The sequence below is a fragment of the Pseudomonas sp. BMS12 genome, from assembly GCF_001592875.1.
In the GTDB taxonomy this organism is placed as follows: Bacteria; Pseudomonadota; Gammaproteobacteria; order Pseudomonadales; family Pseudomonadaceae; genus Aquipseudomonas.
Map to the genome: position 1 here is coordinate 80725 of NZ_LSOF01000008.1, position 20447 is coordinate 101171.

Sequence of the window (20447 nt, forward strand, 5' to 3'; positions counted from 1 at the left end):
AAGAGCACCACTCATAAAAAAGGCCGGTCATATGACCGGCCTTTTTGTTACCACTCGTCGCCTTACATGTGGGCGATAAGCGCGTCACCGAACTGCGAGCAGGACAGCAGCTTGGCACCGTCCATCAGACGCTCGAAGTCATAGGTCACGGTCTTGGCGCCGATAGCGCCATTGGTGCCCTTGATGATCAGGTCGGCAGCTTCGGTCCAGCCCATGTGGCGCAGCATCATCTCGGCGGAGAGGATGACCGAGCCCGGGTTGACCTTGTCCTGACCGGCATACTTCGGCGCGGTGCCGTGAGTGGCCTCGAACATGGCGATGGTGTCGGACAGGTTGGCACCCGGCGCGATACCGATACCACCCACTTCGGCCGCCAGGGCGTCGGACAGGTAGTCACCGTTGAGGTTCAGGGTCGCGATCACGTCGTACTCGGCCGGACGCAGCAGAATCTGCTGCAGCATGGCGTCGGCGATAGCGTCCTTGACCACGATGTTCTTGCCGGTTTTCGGGTTCTTGAACTGCATCCACGGGCCGCCGTCCAGCAGCTCGGCACCGAACTCGTCGCGAGCAACTTCATAGCCCCAATCCTTGAAGGCACCTTCGGTGAACTTCATGATGTTGCCTTTGTGCACGATGGTCAGCGAGCTGCGGTCGTTGTCGACAGTGTACTGCAGAGCCTTGCGTACCAGACGCTTGGTGCCTTCTTTGGATACCGGCTTGACGCCGATGCCGCAGTCCTGGTCGAAACGGATCTTGGTGACGCCCATTTCTTCTTTCAGGAACTTGATGACCTTCTCGGCCTCAGGCGAACCAGCCTTCCACTCGATGCCGGCATAGATGTCTTCGGAGTTCTCGCGGAAGATGGTCATGTCGACGTCGCCTGGCTTTTTCACCGGGCTCGGTACGCCTTCGAACCAGCGCACGGGGCGCAGGCAGACATAGAGGTCGAGCTCCTGGCGCAGGGCCACGTTCAGCGAGCGAATGCCACCACCAACCGGGGTGGTCAGCGGGCCCTTGATGGACACGACGTAATCGCGCACGGCCTCCAGAGTTTCCTTCGGCAGCCAGGTGTCCTGGTCGTAGACCTGAGTAGCTTTCTCGCCGGCATAAACTTCCATCCAGGCAATCTTGCGCTCGCCGCCGTAGGCTTTCTCGACAGCCGCATCAACGACCTTGATCATGACCGGGCTGATATCGACGCCGATGCCATCACCCTCGATGAACGGGATGATCGGATTGTTCGGTACATTCAGAGACATGTCCGCGTTGACAGTGATTTTGCTGCCGTTCGCAGGCACCTGGATCTTCTGGTATCCCATGCTGGACTCCGTTGTTTTCGTGGTCTGACAATCCGCCTTGCGGGTAGCCTGGCGGACGATACTTCTGGATCTCGGAAAGGTGGCGCATTCTTGTAGTTTTTCTACAGAAAGTCACGCACTTTTCGCCATATACTGGCGCTCACACGCCAGCTAAACCTGCTTGAATCCTGGCCTGGCGCCCTGCCTGTAGTCAAACTACAGAAGAGCTACAAATTACCTACCAAGGCGACTTCTAGCCTAGCAGCTCAGCCCCGAAATGCTGTGTCGCTCGCGACTCTCGAGAGCTGCCCACCTTGCTGCTTATGGAGATACAGCATGCGCTTCACCCCACACGTAACCGTGGCCACCATAGTCGAGGATCACGGGCGCTTCTTGCTGGTCGAAGAACTGGCCGATGGTCGGGCGGTATTAAACCAGCCTGCCGGCCATCTGGAAGCCGACGAAAGTCTCATCGAGGCCGCACTGCGCGAAACCCTCGAGGAGACCGGCTGGCAAGTCGAGCTCACGGCCGTCACCGGCATCTATCTGTACACCGCGCCAAGCAATGGCGTGACCTATCAGCGCGTGTGTTTCGCCGCCAAACCGCTGCGCCACCTGCCGGAGCACCCACTGGACGCCGGCATCATCGGCCCACGCTGGCTGACCCGCGAGGAGCTGCTAGCCCAATCCGAGCGCTGGCGTAGCGAACTGGTATTGCGCTGCATCGACGATTACCTTGCCGGCGAGCGCCACTCACTCAGCCTGATCCGCGACCCAGCCTGATTCACCGCATGCGCTGCGCTCCTGATAGAATCGCCCACTTTCCGTAGTCAGCCCCTCCGAACTCCCATGCGCGAACCAGCCCAAACTCGAGTGATCGTCGGCATGTCCGGCGGCGTCGACTCATCCGTTTCCGCCCTCCTGCTGCTCGAGCAGGGTTACCAGGTGGAAGGCCTGTTCATGAAGAACTGGGAGGAAGACGACGGCACCGAATACTGCACCGCCATGGACGACCTGGCCGACGCCCAGGCCGTGTGCGACCGTATCGGCATCAAGCTGCACACCGCCAACTTCGCGGCGGAGTACTGGGACAATGTGTTCGAGCACTTCCTCGCCGAGTACAAGGCCGGGCGTACGCCGAACCCGGATATCCTGTGCAACCGCGAAATCAAGTTCAAAGCCTTCCTCGACTATGCCCTGAGCCTGGGCGCCGACCTGATCGCCACTGGCCACTACGTGCGCCGGCGCGACGTCGACGGCCGCAGCGAGCTGCTCAAGGGGCTCGACCCGAACAAGGATCAGAGCTATTTCCTGCACGCCGTCGGCGGCGAGCAGATCGGCCGCACCCTGTTCCCGGTCGGCGAACTGGAAAAACCCCAGGTACGTGCCATCGCCGAGAAATACGAGCTGGCAACCGCGAAGAAGAAGGACTCGACCGGCATCTGCTTCATCGGTGAGCGCCGCTTCAGCGACTTCCTCAAACAATACCTGCCGGCCCAGCCGGGCGATATCGAGACCACCGAGGGCGAGGTGATCGGCCGCCACGTAGGCCTGATGTATCACACCATCGGCCAGCGCCAGGGCCTGGGTATTGGCGGCCTGAAGAACGCAAGTGACGAGCCGTGGTACGTGCTGGCCAAGGACCTCAAGCGCAACGTGCTGCTGGTCGGCCAGGGCAACGACCACCCCTGGTTGTTTTCCCGCGCCCTGCTTGCCTCGGACATCTACTGGGTCAACCCGCTCGACCTGGCCAGCCCGCGCCGCCTCACGGCCAAGGTGCGTTATCGCCAGGCCGATCAGGCCTGCACGCTGGAGAAAACCGAAGACGGCTACCGCGCCGTGTTCGACGAACCACAGCGCGCCGTCACGCCCGGCCAGTCGGTGGTGTTCTACGACGGTGAAATCTGCCTGGGCGGTGGCGTGATCGAAACCGCCGAACCTTGGTTCGAGGGAGCAGGCCTGGCATGAGCCCTACGCAGGAACAACTGATCGCCCTCTCCGCCGTATTTCAGGCCGCCAGCCTGGTGGACAAGCTGGCCCGCACCGGCCAGGTCCCGGAAGCCCAAGTGAGCTGCCTGCTCGACAGCCTGCTGGTACGCAACCCCAAGAGCACCCTGGACGTTTACGGTGGCGACGATCTCAATCTGCGCGAAGGCTACAAAGCCCTGGTCAGCGCACTGGAGCGCAACCCGGCGGCCTTGCAGCGCGAGCCACTGCGCTACGCCCTGGCCTTGCTCGGCCTGGAGCGCCAACTGGCCAAGCGCGACGACATGCTGCAGGTAATCGGCAGTCGCTTGGACCAGATACAGAATCAGGTCGAGCACTTCGGCGTCACCCACGACAACGTGGTATCGGCCTGCGGCAGCCTGTACCAGGACACCATCAGCACCTTCCGCCAGCGTATTCAGGTGCAAGGCGACATGCGCTTTCTGCAGCAAGCGGCCGTCGCCTCCAAGGTGCGCGCCCTGCTACTGACCGGCATTCGTTCGGCACGCCTGTGGCGCCAGCTTGGCGGCCACCGCTGGCAGCTGGTATTCAGCCGCGGCAAGCTGCTCAAGGAACTCTATCCGCTGCTGCGGAGCTGACGTGGACCTGCCAAGGCGTAGCGTGAAGCCAATTCAGGGCGCCCTGCTCCTGGCACTGTCCGCCCTGCTGTTTTCGCTGATGGGCGTGGGCATTCGCGAGATTTCCAGCGGGGTCAACAACGAATCCGTCGTGTTCTTCCGCAACCTGGTAGGCGTGCTGTTTTTCCTGCCACTCCTGCTGATCAAAGGCCCCCGCCCACTCAGGACCGAGCGCCTGCAAGCGCACATGTGGCGCACCGCTTATGGCCTGGCAGCCATGTACTGTTTCTTCTACGCCATCGCCCACCTACCGCTGGCCGACGCCATGCTGTTCACCTACTCCGCGCCGGTATTCACCCCGGTACTGGCCTGGTGGCTGCTCAAGGAACCACTAACCAAACGCATGCTGCTCACCACCGGTATCGGCCTGATTGGCGTGCTGTTGGTGGCCAAGCCCAGCCAGGCCCTGCTCGACAGCCAGGCCCTGATCGGCCTGGCAGCCAGCATCCTGGCCGCCTTCGCATTCGTCTCCATCCGCGAGATGAGCGATACCGAGCCGGCCTTTCGTATCGTTTTCTACTTCTCCCTGTTCAGCGCCCTGATTTCCGCAGTACCACTGACCTGGGCCTGGCAGCCACTGAGCCAGCACCAACTCGGCATGCTGCTGGTGATCGGCCTGCTCGCCACCATCAGCCAGATCATCATGTCCAAGGCCTACGGCCTTGCGCCACCCGGCCTGATCGGCCCCTTTGCCTATCTCGCCATCGTCTTCGCCGGCCTCATCGCCTGGCTGCGCTGGAGCGAGATGCCGGACCTCACTTCACTCATCGGCGCAGCGCTGATCTTCGCTTCCAGCCTGCTGTCCATCGCGCGCCGCCCGGTGGCCCGCTAACCGGAACGGCCACGCGAGCGAATTCATGTACAATACGCGCCCTTTTCGTTGACCGACCTGTCCGAGAACGCCTCCCATGCAGCTCTCCTCGCTCACCGCGGTTTCCCCCGTCGATGGCCGCTACGCCGGCAAAACCAGCGCCCTGCGCCCGATTTTCAGCGAATACGGTCTGATCCGTTTCCGCGTGATGGTCGAAGTGCGTTGGCTGCAACGCCTGGCCGCCCATGAAGGCGTCGCCGAAGTGGCGCCTTTCTCCGCCGAAGCCAACGCACTGCTCAACGAGCTGGCCGAGAACTTCGCCGTCGAACACGCCGAGCGCGTGAAAGAGATCGAGCGCACCACCAACCACGACGTCAAGGCCGTGGAATACCTGCTCAAGGAGCAGGCCGCCAAGCTGCCGGAACTGGCCGAGGTCAGCGAATTCATCCACTTCGCCTGCACCAGCGAGGACATCAACAACCTGTCCCACGCCCTGATGCTGCGCGAAGGCCGCGACGGTGTACTGCTGCCGCTGATGAAGCAGATCGCCAGCGCGATCCGCGAGCTGGCCGTCAAGTTCGCCGACGTGCCGATGCTGTCGCGCACCCACGGCCAGCCGGCCTCGCCGACTACCCTGGGCAAGGAACTGGCCAACGTCGTCTACCGCCTGGAGCGCCAGATCGCTCAGGTCGCCGCCGTGCCACTGCTGGGCAAGATCAACGGCGCCGTGGGCAACTACAACGCTCACCTGTCGGCCTACCCGCAGATCGACTGGGAAGCCAACGCCAAGCAGTTCATCGAAGGTGACCTGGGCCTGCAGTTCAATCCCTACACCACGCAGATCGAACCGCACGATTACATCGCCGAGCTGTTCGACGCCATTGCCCGCTTCAACACCATCCTCATCGACTTCGACCGCGACATCTGGGGCTACATCTCCCTCGGCTACTTCAAGCAGAAGACCGTGGCCGGCGAGATCGGCTCCTCGACCATGCCGCACAAGGTCAACCCGATCGACTTCGAGAACTCCGAAGGCAACCTCGGCATCGCCAACGCGATCTTCCAGCACCTGGCCAGCAAGCTGCCGATCTCCCGCTGGCAGCGCGACCTGACCGACTCCACCGTGCTGCGCAACCTCGGCGTCGGCTTCGCCCATAGCGTCATCGCCTACGAAGCCAGCCTCAAGGGCATCGGCAAGCTGGAGCTGAACGAAGCCCGCATCGCCGCCGACCTGGACGCATGCTGGGAAGTCCTGGCCGAGCCGATCCAGACCGTGATGCGCCGCTACGCCATCGAGAACCCCTACGAGAAGCTCAAGGAGCTGACACGCGGCAAGGGCATCAGCCCCGAAGCGCTGCTCGCCTTCATCGATGGCCTGGACATGCCGGCCGCCGCCAAGGAGGAGCTCAAGCAGCTGACTCCGGCCAACTACATCGGCAACGCCGTCGCCCAGGCCAAGCGCGTCTGACCGGCACCAGCCTTGTGAACGCCCGGCTGAGCCGGGCGTTTTTGTTTTAGCCTTTTCACCTCTTTCAAGGGCTTACCAATGAATCCTGATACTCCCCTGCAACTGCTGGGCGGCCTGAGCCCGCGCGAGTTCCTGCGCGACTACTGGCAGAAAAAACCGCTGCTCATCCGCCAGGCCATTCCCGACTTCGAGAGCCCGATCAGCGCCGACGAGCTGGCCGGCCTAGCCCTAGAAGAAGAAGTGGAGTCGCGCCTGGTGCTGGAGCATGGCGAGCGCCCCTGGGAACTGCGCCGCGGCCCGTTCGCCGAGGATGCCTTCAGCCAGCTACCGGAGCGCGACTGGACACTGCTGGTACAGGCCGTCGACCAGTTCGTCCCGGAAGTGGCCGAGGTGCTCAAAGACTTCGGCTTCCTGCCCAGCTGGCGCATCGACGACCTGATGATCAGCTTCGCCGCGCCGGGCGGCAGTGTCGGCCCGCATTTCGACAATTATGACGTGTTCCTCCTACAGGCCGAGGGCCAGCGCCGCTGGAAGATCGGCCAAATGTGCGATGCCAATAGCGCCCTGCTGCCGCATGCCGACCTGCGCATCCTGGCCGACTTCGAGCAGACCGACGAGTGGGTGCTGGAGCCCGGCGACATGCTCTACCTGCCGCCGCGCCTGGCCCACTATGGCATCGCCGAGAATGACTGCCTGACCTACTCGGTCGGTTTCCGCGCGCCGAGCGCCGCCGAGGTACTGACCCATTTCACCGACTTCCTCGCCCAGTTCCTGCCGGACGAAGAGCGCTACAGCGATGCCGGCATGGCGCCGACCAGCGATCCGCATCAGATCCAGCAGGACGCACTCGACCGCCTGAAAGCCCTGCTCACCGAGCACATGAGCGACGAGCGCCTGCTGCTGACCTGGTTCGGTCAGTTCATGACCGAACCGCGCTACCCCGAACTGGTTGCCGGCCCGGAAATCGAGGAGCAGGACTTCCTCGACACCCTGCAGGATGGTGCCGTACTGATCCGCAACCCCAGCGCCCGCCTGGCCTGGAGCGAGATTGACGTCGGCCTGGTGCTGTTCGCCAGCGGCCAGAGCCGGCTGCTGCCGGCGCACCTGAAGGAACTGCTGCGCCTGATCTGCGCCGCCGATGCACTGCACAGCGACAACCTCGCGCCTTGGTTGGCAGACGAGGACGGGCGTACACTGGTGCGTGAACTGGTCCAGCAAGGCAGTCTGGAGTTTGCTGATGAGTGAGATTCACGTCCGCCTGGCCCACTGGCAGAAGGACAACGCCGAGCTACGGCGCATTCGCGAGGCGGTATTTATCGCCGAGCAGGCCGTACCGGCAGAACTGGAATGGGATGACGAGGATGGCGAAGCCATGCACTTCCTCGCCTGCGAAGGCGACTATCCGATCGGCACCGCGCGCCTGCTGGCCGACGGCCAGATCGGCCGGGTCTCGGTACTCAAGGACTGGCGTGGCCTCAAGGTCGGCGATGCGCTGATGCAAGCCGCCATCGAGGCCGCGGAACAACGCGGCCAGCGGGTACAGAAGCTCAGCGCCCAGGTACATGCCGCCGCCTTCTATGAACGCCTGGGTTTCAGCATCGAAGGCGACGAGTACCTCGAAGCCGGCATTCCCCATGTGCTGATGGTGCGCCATAGCGACTAGGACGACGAGATGAGCGAAGAAAACGCCCCGCACGACAAGAACGATCCCGATCTTCCGGCCATCGATTTCCAGTCGCCGGGGCGTTTTACTGTGCACAACCCGCAAACCGAGCCCGGCATAATCGCCGAAGCGCGTGAGCCGGCACCCTTCAAGCTAGGCAGTCACCCCGACCTCGAGCGCTTCACCCGCCCGGAGCAGGCTCAGGCCCACGCCCTGGCGCTGCTACTACAGGCCCGCAACAGCCTGTGCCTGTACAGCCCCGACCTGGAGTCCTGGCTGTACAACCACAGCAGCGTGCAAGACGCCTGCACTCGACTGCTACTGGCCAACCCGAAGAATCGGCTGCGCATCCTCCTACGCGATGTCGGCAAGCCGGTCAGACAAGGCCATCGCCTGCTCAATCTGGCTCGACGCATCACCAGCAACCTGCATATTCGCCGCATCAACCCCGATCATCCCAGCGACGAGAGCGCCTACCTGCTGGCCGATGATCGCGGCCTGCTGCTGCGCGAAATTCCAGAGCAATATGGCGGTTACGCCCTGTACAACGACCCAGGCCGCGTCCGCCAACGCCAGGCACAATTCGACCAGGCCTGGGACATCAGCATCCTCGACCCCGACTTGCGGAGTTTCCTGTTATGACCCTGCGCACCTGCCTGCTCGCCCTGCTGCTTGCCGCCAGCCTGCCCTTGCAGGCTGCCACCGAACTGATCCAGCTCAACTACCGAACCGCCGAGGATGTCCTGCCCATCGTCAACTCGGTGCTGGATGGCCAAGGCAAGGTCAGCCCCTACGGCAACCAGCTGGTGGTCAACGCCAGCCCAGAGAAGATCCGGGAAATTCGCGACCTGCTGCAACAGATGGATACCGCCCCAAGGCGCCTGCTTATCAGCGTAGACACCAGCGAGAGCGGCTATCGCGACAGTGACGGCTACTCGGTCGACGGCAGCATCAGCGCCGGCAACGCCGAAGTGATAGTCGGCCGCGGCGAAGTTCATGGCCGCGACCAGGCCCGCATCATCCGCCGCTCCACGGACAGTCGCAGCGGTGGCACCCAGCAGATACAGGCTACCGAAGGCTATCCGGCGCTGATCCAGGTCGGTCAGAGCGTGCCACTGACCAGCACCAGCGTCGGTCCTTACGGCCAGGTCTACCAGAACACCCAGTACCGCAATGTCACCCAGGGCTTCTACGTAACGGCCAGCCTGACCGGCGATATCGTGCATGTCAGCATCAGCAGCAACAATGATCGGGTAAACCGCTATCAACCTGGTGTGATCGATGTACAGAGCACCGATACGCGAGTCAGCGGCCGGCTCGGCGAATGGATCAATCTGGGCGGCGTCAGCGAACAGAGCCAAGGCAACGACTCTGACGTCCTCCGCCGTCATTCCACCCGCGGCGCCAACGACATGAGCATGCGTATCAAGGTAGAGGCCCTGGACTGAGGCCTGACAGCTTGTCGGCGAATTATGTAGTTGCGACGAAAAGACACTACAAAACGTTTGACGAACGCCCGTTTGAAAGCGCATCATGGCCCCGCTCCCGCTAGCCAGGGGCTCTGAATAAGAGCCTCCAGACTGCTCCCGTAACACCATTCGGGCCGGTCCGTGTTCTAACAGCCCACAAGGCGTTTCAACGAGGTTGCGACTGGAACGAAAGTTGTCCTGAGGGACGGGGAAGCCTAAGCGTTATCAGCCAGACCGCCTGACCAGATTCTGCATCGCCCAACGGCATCCACGAGCCGGCAAGCCGCAGACATCCGAGCAACGGACTGACTTGTTTCGTCCTCTCCTCCCCCTCCGCTGCGCTCTCGCTCCGTCAATATCTCGAAGTTTCGCCCTGTGTCGCCCGCAACACTGCAAGCTTTTTTGCACGTTGGTTTTGGGTGGGAAGTCGGTGCTCAACCAAACTCATACTTTGAAGGATTGACCATGTCAGCTTATCAAAACGACATCAAAGCCGTTGCCGCCCTGAAAGAAGCCGCCGGCAGCAGCTGGAGCGCTATCAACCCGGAGTCCGTGGCCCGCATGCGCGCCCAGAACCGCTTCAAGACCGGTCTGGAAATCGCCCAGTACACCGCTGACATCATGCGCAAGGACATGGCCGAGTACGACGCCGACTCGTCCGTCTACACCCAATCCCTGGGCTGCTGGCACGGCTTCATCGGTCAGCAGAAGCTGATTTCGATCAAGAAGCACCTGAAGACCACCAACAAGCGCTACCTCTACCTGTCCGGCTGGATGGTTGCTGCTCTGCGCTCCGACTTCGGCCCGCTGCCGGACCAGTCGATGCACGAGAAGACCGCCGTCTCCGACCTGATCGAAGAGCTGTACACCTTCCTTCGCCAGGCTGACAGCCGCGAACTGGACCTGCTGTTCACCGCCCTGGACGCCGCTCGCGAAGCTGGCGACAGCGCCAAGGCTGCTGAAATCCAGTCGCAGATCGACAACTACGAGACCCACATCGTACCGATCATCGCCGACATCGATGCCGGCTTCGGTAACCCGGAAGCCACCTACCTGCTGGCCAAGCGCATGATCGAAGCTGGTGCTTGCTGCATCCAGATCGAAAACCAGGTATCCGACGAGAAGCAGTGTGGCCACCAGGACGGTAAAGTGACCGTTCCGCACGCCGACTTCCTCGCCAAGATCGCTGCCGTTCGCTACGCCTTCCTGGAACTGGGCATCGACAACGGCGTGATCGTTGCTCGTACCGACTCCCTGGGCGCTGGCCTGACCAAGCAGATCGCCGTCACCAAAGAGCCGGGCGACCTGGGCGACCTGTACAACTCCTTCCTGGACTGCGACGAAATCTCCGAAGCCGAACTGGGCAACGGCGACGTCGTGATCAAGCGCGAAGGCAAGCTGCTGCGTCCGAAGCGTCTGCCGTCCAACCTGTTCCAGTTCCGCAAGGGCACTGGTGAAGACCGCTGCGTACTGGACTGCATCACCAGCCTGCAGAACGGCGCCGACATGCTGTGGATCGAAACCGAGAAGCCGCACGTTGGCCAGATCAAGGGTATGGTTGATCGCATCCGCGAAGTCATCCCGAATGCCAAGCTGGTGTACAACAACAGCCCGTCCTTCAACTGGACCCTGAACTTCCGCCAGCAGGTATTCGACGCGTTCGCTGCCGAAGGCAAGGACGTTTCCGCCTACGACCGCGCCAAACTGATGAGCGTCGAGTACGACGAGACCGAACTGGCCCAGGTTGCTGACGAGAAGATCCGTACCTTCCAGCGCGACGGTTCCGCTCAGGCTGGTATCTTCCACCACCTGATCACCCTGCCGACCTACCACACCGCCGCTCTGTCGACCGACAACCTGGCCAAAGGCTACTTCGCCGACCAGGGCATGCTGGCCTACGTGAAAGGCGTTCAGCGCCAGGAACTGCGCCAGGGTATCGCCTGCGTCAAGCACCAGAACATGGCCGGCTCCGACATCGGCGACAACCACAAAGAGTACTTCGCTGGCGAAGCTGCTCTGAAGGCAAGCGGTAAAGACAACACCATGAACCAGTTCCACTAATAGGAACCGGCTCTGCGGCTCGCCGCAGGTGTTATCAGACAAAGCCCCGGCAGCAATGCCGGGGCTTTGTCGCATCTATAGATATCAATAAGAAAATCAGCCACCGCAATTGACGCGCTACTTGAAACAGTCTGCTCCATGAACGCATCAATAGAGCAGTCGCTGTAAACAATTCTCGACAGTGACTTTCAAAAAAGCGCCATTAAATAGCGTTTTAGTCACCATGACGTACTGGTCACGCGCCTAAAGCCCAAGCCAGAGGTGACGTCATGCAGCCTTGCGGTTTTCATCCGGGACGAAGTGGCGCTTATGCGTTCATTTTTTTATTCGGAAAAATTTACTTACATGGCCCCGCAGGCATAAAATCGCGTCCACACTACTCCTCGATGCAGCCCGCAGAGGCTGCAGCGAACATTAAAAGAAGCCGTCCCTTCCCCAAGGAGAACCGGCATGCCTGATGCGGTAACGACCATGTCCCATAACTGGGCTTTCGCTGTATTCCTGCTCGGGGTCTTCGGACTCATCGCCTTCATGCTCGGCCTGTCCAGTCTGCTGGGCAGCAAAGCCTGGGGCCGCAGCAAGAATGACCCCTTCGAATCCGGCATGTTGCCCGTGGGCAGTGCCCGCCTGCGTCTCTCGGCAAAGTTCTATCTGGTCGCGATGCTCTTCGTGATCTTCGACGTTGAAGCCCTCTTTCTCTTCGCTTGGGCTGTCTCGGTACGCGAAAGCGGCTGGGCCGGCCTGATCGAAGCTACAGTTTTCATAGCAATTCTGTTGGCAGGTCTTGTCTATCTTTGGCGTATCGGTGCGCTCGACTGGGCACCCGAAGGCCGTCGTAATCGGCAGGCGAAGCTAAAACAATGAGGCTTTGGCGATGCAATACAAACTTACTCGGATCGATCCGGATGCGCCGAACGAGCAGTATCCGATCGGCTCGCGGGAGACCGTAGCCGACCCGCTGCTGGAAGATCAGGTCCACAAGAACATCTTCATGGGCAAGCTTGAAGATGTTCTCAACGGTGCGGTGAACTGGGGTCGCAAGAACTCCCTGTGGCCGTACAACTTCGGCCTGTCCTGCTGCTACGTGGAAATGACCACGGCCTTCACGGCGCCGCACGACATCGCTCGCTTCGGCGCCGAAGTCATTCGTGCCTCACCGCGCCAGGCCGACTTCATGGTCATCGCCGGCACCTGCTTCATCAAGATGGCCCCCATCATCCAGCGCCTGTACGAGCAGATGCTGGAGCCCAAGTGGGTCATCTCGATGGGCTCGTGCGCCAACTCCGGCGGCATGTATGACATCTATTCTGTGGTTCAGGGGGTCGACAAGTTCCTCCCCGTGGACGTCTACATTCCCGGCTGCCCGCCGCGCCCCGAAGCCTTTCTGCAAGGATTGATGCTACTGCAGGAGTCCATCGGCAAGGAGCGCCGCCCGCTGTCCTGGGTCGTCGGCGATCAAGGCGTTTATCGCGCCGAAATGCCGTCGCAGAAAGAGCAGCGCCGTGCCGAACGCATCGCTGTAACCAACCTGCGCAGCCCCGACGAAGTGTGAACCGGCATACCCGCCCGCTCACTGACGCCGTACACCGCCGATAGCGACCGAGACCATGACTGCAGACAGCATTCTGTCCGTTCCACCGTACAAGGCCGATGACCAGGACGTGGTCGTCGAGCTGAACTCCCGATTTGGTGCCGAGACCTTCACCGTCCAGAGCACCCGTACCGGCATGCCGGTACTGTGGGTTGCCCGTGATCGCCTGATCAACGTGCTGACCTTCCTGCGCAACCTGCCGCGCCCCTACGTCATGCTGTACGACCTGAGTGCCGTCGACGAGCGCCTGCGCACCCAACGCCGCGGCCTGCCGGGCGCCGACTTCACCGTGTTCTATCACCTGATGTCGATCGAGCGTAACAGCGACATCATGATCAAAGTCGCGCTGAAAGAAGGCGACCTCAATGTCCCTACCGTCACCGGCATCTGGCCCAACGCCAACTGGTACGAGCGTGAGGTCTGGGACCTGTACGGCATCACCTTCCAGGGCCACCCGCACCTGACCCGCATCATGATGCCGCCGACCTGGGAAGGTCACCCGCTGCGCAAGGATTACCCGGCGCGCGCCACCGAATTCGACCCCTTCAGCCTGACCCTGGCCAAACAGCAGCTGGAAGAAGAAGCCGCGCGCTTCAAGCCGGAAGACTGGGGTATGAAGCGCCAGGGCGAGCACGAGGACTACATGTTCCTCAACCTCGGCCCGAACCACCCGTCCGCTCACGGTGCCTTCCGCATCATCCTGCAGCTGGACGGCGAAGAGATCATCGACTGCGTTCCGGACATCGGTTACCACCACCGTGGCGCCGAGAAGATGGCCGAACGCCAGTCCTGGCACAGCTTCATCCCCTACACCGACCGTATCGACTACCTCGGCGGGGTGATGAACAACCTGCCCTACGTGCTGTCGGTCGAGAAGCTGGCCGGCATCAAGGTACCGGACCGCGTCGACTTCATCCGCGTAATGCTGGCCGAGTTCTTCCGTATCACCAGCCACCTGCTGTTCCTGGGCACCTATATCCAGGACGTCGGCGCCATGACCCCGGTGTTCTTCACCTTCACCGACCGCCAGCGCGCCTACAAGGTGATCGAGGCCATCACCGGTTTCCGCCTGCATCCGGCCTGGTACCGCATCGGTGGCGTCGCCCACGATCTGCCGCGCGGCTGGGACAAGCTGGTCAAGGAGTTCGTCGACTGGCTGCCCAAGCGCCTCGACGAGTACACCAAGGCCGCGCTGAAGAACAGCATCCTGATCGGCCGTACCAAGGGCGTGGCCCAGTACAACACCAAGGAAGCGCTGGAATGGGGCGTCACCGGTGCCGGCCTGCGCTCCACCGGCCTGGACTTCGACCTGCGCAAGGCGCGTCCGTACTCCGGCTACCAGAACTTCGACTTCGAAGTACCGCTGGCCCACAACGGTGACGCCTATGACCGCTGCATGGTCCGCGTCGAGGAGATGCGCCAGAGCATCCGCATCATCGACCAGTGCCTGCGCAACATGCCGGAAGGCCCATACAAGGCGGATCACCCGCTGACCACGCCGCCGCCGAAAGAGCGCACCCTGCAGCACATCGAGACCCTGATCACCCACTTCCTGCAAGTCTCGTGGGGCCCGGTCATGCCGGCCAACGAAAGCTTCCAGATGATCGAGGCGACCAAGGGCATCAACAGCTATTACCTGACGAGCGACGGCAGCACCATGAGCTACCGCACGCGCATCCGGACGCCCAGCTTCCCGCACCTGCAGCAGATCCCTTCGGTGATCCGCGGCAGCATGATCGCGGACCTGATCGCCTACCTGGGTAGCATCGACTTCGTTATGGCCGACGTGGACCGTTAATCACATGAGCCAGACTGACCTGATCCAAACCGACCGCTTCGAACTCAGCCAGGCCGAGTACGACGCCATCGAACACGAAATGCACCACTACGAGGATCCGCGCGCGGCGTCCATCGAAGCCCTGAAGATCGTGCAGAAGCAGCGTGGCTGGGTGCCGGACGGCGCCATCTACGCCATCGCCGACATCCTCGGCATCCCCGCCAGCGACGTCGAAGGTGTAGCCACCTTCTACAGCCAGATCTTCCGTGTGCCGGTCGGCCGCCACGTGATCCGCGTGTGCGACAGCATGACCTGCTTCATCGGCGGCCATGAGAACCTGCTCGGCAGCCTCAAGGACAAGTTGGGCATCGCCCCCGGCCAGACCACCGCCGACGGCCGTTTCACCCTGCTGCCGGTGTGCTGCCTGGGTAACTGCGACAAGGCCCCAGCGGTGATGATCGACGACGACACCTACGGCAACCTCGATGCCAACGGCATCGCCCAGCTGCTGGAGAACTACGCATGAAGACGCTGACTTCCGTAGGTCCGATCAACAGCATCGCTCGTAGCGAAGAGACCCATCCGCTGACCTGGCGGCTGCGTGACGACGCCCAGCCGGTATGGCTCGAGGAATACCAGGCGAAGAACGGCTACGCCGCCGCGCGCAAGGCCCTGAGCGAAATGGCTCAGGCCGACATCGTGCAGACAGTCAAGGACTCCGGCCTCAAGGGCCGCGGCGGTGCGGGCTTCCCCACCGGCGTGAAGTGGGGCCTGATGCCCGCCGACGAATCCATGAACATCCGCTACCTGCTGTGCAACGCGGACGAAATGGAGCCGAACACCTGGAAGGACCGCATGCTCATGGAGCAGCTGCCGCACCTGTTGGTGGAAGGCATGCTGATCTCCGCGCGCGCGCTCAAGGCCTATCGCGGCTACATCTTCCTGCGTGGCGAATACGTCGACGCCGCAGCCAACCTCAATCGTGCCATCGATGAAGCCAAGGCCGCCGGCCTGCTGGGCAAGAACATCCTCGGCAGCGGCTTCGACTTCGAGCTGTTCGTCCACACCGGCGCCGGTCGCTACATCTGCGGTGAAGAAACCGCGCTGATCAACTCCCTCGAAGGTCGCCGCGCCAACCCGCGCTCCAAGCCGCCCTTCCCCGCCGCCGTCGGCGTGTGGGGCAAGCCGACCTGCGTGAACAACGTCGAGACCCTGTGCAACGTGCCGGCGATCGTCGCCAACGGCGTCGACTGGTACAAGACCCTGGCCCGCCCGGGCAGCGAAGACATGGGCACCAAGCTGATGGGCTTCTCCGGCAAGGTGAAGAACCCCGGCCTGTGGGAACTGCCGTTCGGTATTCCAGCCCGCGAGCTGTTCGAGGACTACGCCGGAGGCATGCGTGACGGCTACAAGCTGAAATGCTGGCAGCCCGGCGGCGCCGGCACCGGCTTCCTGCTGCCCGAGCACCTGGATGCGGCCATGTTCGCCGGCGGTATCGCCAAGGTCGGCACCCGTATGGGTACCGGCCTGGCCCTGGCCGTGGACGACTCGGTCAACATGGTCTCGCTGCTGCGCAACATGGAAGAGTTCTTCGCCCGCGAGTCCTGCGGCTGGTGCACCCCGTGCCGCGACGGCCTGCCGTGGAGTGTGAAGATCCTCCGCGCCCTGGAAAACAAACAAGGCACCCAGCAGGACATCGACACCCTGCTCGGTCTGGTCAACTTCCTCGGCCCCGGCAAGACCTTCTGCGCCCACGCACCGGGTGCCGTCGAGCCGCTGGGCAGTGCCATCAAGTATTTCCGTCCGGAGTTCGAGGCTGGTGTATCCAGCTCGGCCACCCCGGCACCGTCGGTGCAGTTCGCGCCGGCCTGAAGCATTCGCGCTGCGGCCGCGGCCGCAACGCAACCGTGATTCCATTAGCCAAGCCCGTTTCGGCGGGTGAAAGAAGAAACCAAGAAACCATGGCCACTATCCACGTAGACGGCAAAGATTTCGAAGTCGATGGGGCGGACAACCTGCTGCAGGCCTGTCTGTCCCTCGGGCTCGACATCCCCTACTTCTGCTGGCACCCGGCGCTCGGTAGCGTCGGCGCCTGCCGCCAGTGCGCGGTCAAGCAGTACACCGACGAGAACGACACGCGCGGTCGTATCGTCATGTCCTGCATGACGCCGGCGACCGATAACACCTGGATCAGCATCGACGACGAAGAGTCCAAGGCCTTCCGGGCCAGCGTCGTCGAGTGGCTGATGACCAACCACCCGCACGACTGCCCGGTATGCGAGGAAGGCGGTCACTGCCACCTGCAGGACATGACGGTGATGACCGGCCACAACCAGCGCCGGTACCGCTTCACCAAGCGTACCCACCAGAACCAGCAGCTCGGCCCATTTATCTCCCACGAGATGAACCGCTGCATCGCCTGCTACCGCTGTGTGCGCTACTACAAGGACTACGCCGGCGGAACCGACCTCGGCGTCTACGGCGCGCACGACAACGTGTACTTCGGCCGCGTCGAAGACGGCGTACTGGAGAGCGAGTTCTCCGGCAACCTCACCGAGGTCTGCCCGACTGGCGTGTTCACCGACAAGACCCACTCAGAGCGCTACAACCGCAAGTGGGACATGCAGTTCGCCCCGAGCATCTGCCATGGCTGCTCCAGCGGCTGCAACATCAGCCCCGGTGAACGCTACGGCGAGATCCGCCGCATCGAGAACCGCTTCAACGGCTCAGTGAACCACTACTTCCTGTGTGACCGCGGCCGCTTCGGCTACGGCTACACCAACCGCGAAGACCGCCCGCGCCAGCCGCTGCTGGGTAGCCAGAAGCTGGGCATCGACGCCGCGCTGGACAAGGCCGCCGAGCTGCTCAAGGGCAAGCGCGTGATCGGCATCGGCTCGCCGCGCGCCAGCCTGGAGGGCAACTACGCCCTGCGCGAGCTGGTCGGCGAAGCCAACTTCTACAGCGGCATCGCCGCCAGCGAACTGGCCAACATCCGCCTGATCCGCGACGTGCTGCAGAACGGCCCGCTGCCGGTGCCGTCGATCCGCGAGATCGAGGACCACGACGCCGTGTTCGTCCTCGGTGAAGATCTGACCCAGACCGCCGCGCGCATCGCCCTGGCCCTGCGCCAGTCGGTCAAGGGCAAGGCCACCGAAATCGCCGCCTCGATGAAGATCCAGGACTGGCACATGGCCGCCGTGCAGAACGTCGCCCAGGACGCGCTCAATCCACTGTTCATCGCCAGCGTCGACGCCACCCGTCTGGACGACGTGGCCGAAGCCTGCGTGCATGCCGCTCCCGCCGACCTGGCGCGTATCGGCTTCGCCGTGGCCCATGCCATCGACCCGAGCGCCCCGGCCGTCACCGGCCTGGACGATGAGGCCATGGAGCTGGTGCAGCTGATCGCCGACGCCCTGCTGGCCGGCAAGCGCCCGCTGATCGTCAGCGGCGCCTCGCTGGGCGAGAAGAGCATCGTCGAGGCTGCGGCCAACATTGCCCAGGCCCTGAAGAACCGCGAGAAGAACGCCTCCATCAGCCTGGTGGTGCCGGAAGCCAACAGCATGGGCCTGGCCCTGTTTGGTGGCGAATCGGTAGACGCCGCGCTGGACGCTCTGACCTCCGGCCAAGCCGACACCGTGATCGTGCTGGAAAACGACCTGTACCGCCGCGCCGATGCTGCCAAGGTCGATACCGCCCTCGCCGCCGCCAAGGCGGTGATCGTCGCCGACCATCAGCAGACCGCCACTACCGCCAAGGCCCACCTGGTGCTGTCCGCCGCCAGCTTCGCCGAAGGCGATGGCACCCTGGTCAGCCAGGAAGGCCGCGCCCAGCGCTTCTTCCAGGTGTTCGAACCGAGCTACTACGACAGCAACATCCTCGTCCGCGAGGGCTGGCGCTGGATGCACGCGCTGCACAGCACCCTGCAGGGCAAGGCCGTGGACTGGACCCAGCTGGACCAGGTCACCGAAGCCGTCGCCGCCAGCAGCAGTGTGCTGGCTGGCATCAAGGACGCCGCGCCGAGCGCTTCGTTCCGCATCAAGGGCCTGAAGCTGGCACGTGAGCCGCTGCGTTACAGCGGCCGCACCGCCATGCGCGCCAACATCAGCGTGCACGAGCCGCGCCAGCCGCAGGACCAGGACTCCGCCTTCGCCTTCTCCATGGAAGGCTATTCGGGCAGCAAGGAAGACCGTCAGCAGATTCCGTTCGCCTGGTCGCCGGGCTGGAACTCGCCGCAAGCCTGGAACAAGTTCCAGGACGAGGTCGGTGGTCATCTCCGTGCCGGTGATCCGGGCGTGCGTCTGATCGAGTCCCAGGGCAAGACCCTGGCCTGGTTCGCCGTACCGAGCGCCTTCGCCCCGGCCCAGGGAACCTGGCAGGTCGTGCCGTTCCACCACCTGTTCGGCAGCGAGGAGAACTCCTCCCGCGCAGCTCCGGTACAGGAGCGCATCCAGCCCGCCTACGTCACCCTGGCCAAGGCCGAGGCCGAGCGCCTGGGCGTCAATGACGGTGCGCTGATCAGCCTCACCGTCAATGGTGAGGCCCTGCGCCTGCCGGTAAAAGTCAGCGAAGACCTGGCTCTCGGCCTGGTCGGCCTGCCGGCCGGCTTCGCCGGCATTCCGGCGGCCATCGCCGGCGCGACCGCGACCGCTCTCGGTGTTGTAGGAACCCAGGAGGCCGCGCAATGAGCTGGCTGACGCCCGAACTGATCGACGTCTTCATCGCCGTCCTCAAGGCCATCGTCATCCTGCTGGTGGTGGTGGTCTGCGGTGCGCTGCTGAGCTTCGTCGAACGCCGCCTGCTGGGCTGGTGGCAGGACCGCTACGGCCCCAACCGCGTGGGCCCGTTCGGCATGTTCCAGATCGCTGCGGACATGCTGAAGATGTTCTTCAAGGAAGACTGGACGCCGCCGTTCGCTGACAAGTTCATCTTCATCATCGCGCCGATGATCGCCTTCGCCGCCATGCTGATGGCCTTCGCCATCATTCCGGTGACCCCGACCTGGGGCGTGGCGGATCTGAACATCGGCATCCTGTTCTTCTTCGCCATGGCCGGCCTGTCGGTGTATGCCGTGCTGTTCGCCGGCTGGGCCAGCGCCAACAAGTTCGCCCTGCTCGGCGCTCTGCGTGCCTCGGCGCAGACCGTGTCCTACGAGGTGTTCCTGGCCCTGGCATTGATGGGTGTGGTGGCGCAGGTCGGCTCGTTCAACATGCGCGACATCGTCGATTACCAGGCGCAGAACCTGTGGTTCATCATTCCGCAGTTCTTCGGCTTCTGTACTTTCTTCATCGCTGGCGTCGCCGTGACTCACCGTCACCCGTTCGACCAGCCGGAAGCGGAACAGGAGCTGGCCGACGGTTATCACATCGAATATGCCGGCATGAAATGGGGCATGTTCTTCGTCGGCGAGTACATCGGCATCGTGACCATCTCGGCGCTGCTGGTGACCCTGTTCTTCGGTGGCTGGCACGGCCCGTTCGGTATCCTGCCGCAGATCCCCTTCATCTGGTTCGCCCTGAAGACCTGCTTCTTCATCATGATCTTCATCCTGCTGCGCGCGTCGATTCCGCGCCCGCGGTATGACCAGGTCATGGCGTTCAGCTGGAAGTTCTGCCTGCCGCTGACCCTGATCAACCTGCTGGTGACCGGCGCGCTCGTGCTGGCCGCGGCCCAGTAAGGAGAAAACAC

The 20447-nt window shown here is 62.9% G+C and carries 18 protein-coding genes; 17 read left to right on the forward strand and 1 reads right to left on the reverse strand.

The features are described from left to right. Positions 1-62 precede the first annotated feature (62 nt). Entirely contained in the window at positions 63-1319 is a 1257-nt protein-coding gene (gene icd / locus AYB31_RS08895) for an NADP-dependent isocitrate dehydrogenase (RefSeq protein WP_068827824.1), read from the reverse strand. 315 nt (positions 1320-1634) lie between these two features. Between icd and AYB31_RS08900 the strand changes: the two genes are divergently transcribed. The 17 genes from AYB31_RS08900 to nuoH all read left to right on the forward strand — a co-directional run bounded on the left by AYB31_RS08900 (position 1635) and on the right by nuoH (position 20436). After that, the gene (locus AYB31_RS08900) at positions 1635-2081 is read left to right on the forward strand and encodes an NUDIX hydrolase (RefSeq protein ID WP_068827825.1); all 447 of its coding nucleotides are present in this window, start codon (positions 1635-1637) and stop codon (positions 2079-2081) included. A 66-nt stretch (positions 2082-2147) separates the two neighbouring features. Next, positions 2148-3266 (forward strand): tRNA 2-thiouridine(34) synthase MnmA, encoded by a 1119-nt coding sequence (gene mnmA / locus AYB31_RS08905; RefSeq protein WP_068827828.1) that lies wholly within the window; start codon positions 2148-2150, stop codon positions 3264-3266. After that, complete coding sequence (gene hflD, locus AYB31_RS08910; protein ID WP_068827829.1) at positions 3263-3883, forward strand: high frequency lysogenization protein HflD; 621 nt, start codon at positions 3263-3265, stop codon at positions 3881-3883. Before mnmA ends, hflD begins: the two co-directional genes overlap by 4 nt. A gap of 1 nt (position 3884) precedes the next feature. After that, positions 3885-4754: a DMT family transporter gene (locus AYB31_RS08915; RefSeq protein WP_068827831.1), complete on the forward strand. Its 870-nt coding sequence runs from the start codon at positions 3885-3887 to the stop codon at positions 4752-4754. A gap of 76 nt (positions 4755-4830) precedes the next feature. Beyond that, positions 4831-6201, forward strand: coding sequence for an adenylosuccinate lyase (gene purB / locus AYB31_RS08920; protein WP_068827833.1), 1371 nt, complete (start codon positions 4831-4833; stop codon positions 6199-6201). Positions 6202-6279: 78 nt separating this feature from the next. Then, positions 6280-7446 (forward strand): ribosomal protein uL16 3-hydroxylase, encoded by a 1167-nt coding sequence (locus tag AYB31_RS08925; RefSeq protein ID WP_068827835.1) that lies wholly within the window; start codon positions 6280-6282, stop codon positions 7444-7446. Next, a complete protein-coding gene (locus AYB31_RS08930) occupies positions 7439-7864 on the forward strand; it encodes a GNAT family N-acetyltransferase (RefSeq protein WP_068827837.1) in 426 nt (141 codons plus the stop codon). The genes AYB31_RS08925 and AYB31_RS08930 overlap by 8 nt, the downstream gene beginning before the upstream one ends. 9 nt (positions 7865-7873) lie before the next feature. Continuing rightward, a complete protein-coding gene (locus AYB31_RS08935; RefSeq protein ID WP_068827838.1) occupies positions 7874-8506 on the forward strand; it encodes a DUF7931 domain-containing protein in 633 nt (210 codons plus the stop codon). Next, positions 8503-9312, forward strand: a complete 810-nt coding sequence (locus AYB31_RS08940; protein ID WP_068827839.1) for a secretin N-terminal domain-containing protein — start codon at positions 8503-8505, stop codon at positions 9310-9312. The genes AYB31_RS08935 and AYB31_RS08940 overlap by 4 nt, the downstream gene beginning before the upstream one ends. Positions 9313-9798: 486 nt before the next feature. Next, the gene (locus AYB31_RS08945; protein WP_068827840.1) at positions 9799-11394 is read left to right on the forward strand and encodes an isocitrate lyase; all 1596 of its coding nucleotides are present in this window, start codon (positions 9799-9801) and stop codon (positions 11392-11394) included. A 450-nt stretch (positions 11395-11844) separates the two neighbouring features. Then, a complete protein-coding gene (locus AYB31_RS08950; RefSeq protein WP_021700254.1) occupies positions 11845-12258 on the forward strand; it encodes an NADH-quinone oxidoreductase subunit A in 414 nt (137 codons plus the stop codon). Between the two features lie 10 nt (positions 12259-12268). Then, positions 12269-12946, forward strand: a complete 678-nt coding sequence (locus AYB31_RS08955) for a NuoB/complex I 20 kDa subunit family protein (RefSeq protein ID WP_068827842.1) — start codon at positions 12269-12271, stop codon at positions 12944-12946. Between the two features lie 55 nt (positions 12947-13001). After that, on the forward strand, positions 13002-14783 hold the full coding sequence (gene nuoC, locus AYB31_RS08960; protein WP_068827844.1) for an NADH-quinone oxidoreductase subunit C/D: 1782 nt from the start codon (positions 13002-13004) through the stop codon (positions 14781-14783). A gap of 4 nt (positions 14784-14787) precedes the next feature. Further along, entirely contained in the window at positions 14788-15288 is a 501-nt protein-coding gene (nuoE, locus tag AYB31_RS08965; protein WP_068827846.1) for an NADH-quinone oxidoreductase subunit NuoE, read from the forward strand. Then, positions 15285-16634: an NADH-quinone oxidoreductase subunit NuoF gene (gene nuoF, locus AYB31_RS08970; protein ID WP_068827848.1), complete on the forward strand. Its 1350-nt coding sequence runs from the start codon at positions 15285-15287 to the stop codon at positions 16632-16634. Before nuoE ends, nuoF begins: the two co-directional genes overlap by 4 nt. An 89-nt stretch (positions 16635-16723) precedes the next feature. Beyond that, positions 16724-19447 carry an NADH-quinone oxidoreductase subunit NuoG gene (nuoG, locus tag AYB31_RS08975; protein WP_068827849.1) on the forward strand — a complete coding sequence of 908 codons (2724 nt, stop codon included), beginning with the start codon at positions 16724-16726 and terminating at the stop codon, positions 19445-19447. Beyond that, the gene (gene nuoH / locus AYB31_RS08980; RefSeq protein WP_068827851.1) at positions 19444-20436 is read left to right on the forward strand and encodes an NADH-quinone oxidoreductase subunit NuoH; all 993 of its coding nucleotides are present in this window, start codon (positions 19444-19446) and stop codon (positions 20434-20436) included. Before nuoG ends, nuoH begins: the two co-directional genes overlap by 4 nt. The last annotated feature ends 11 nt before the right edge of the window (positions 20437-20447 follow it).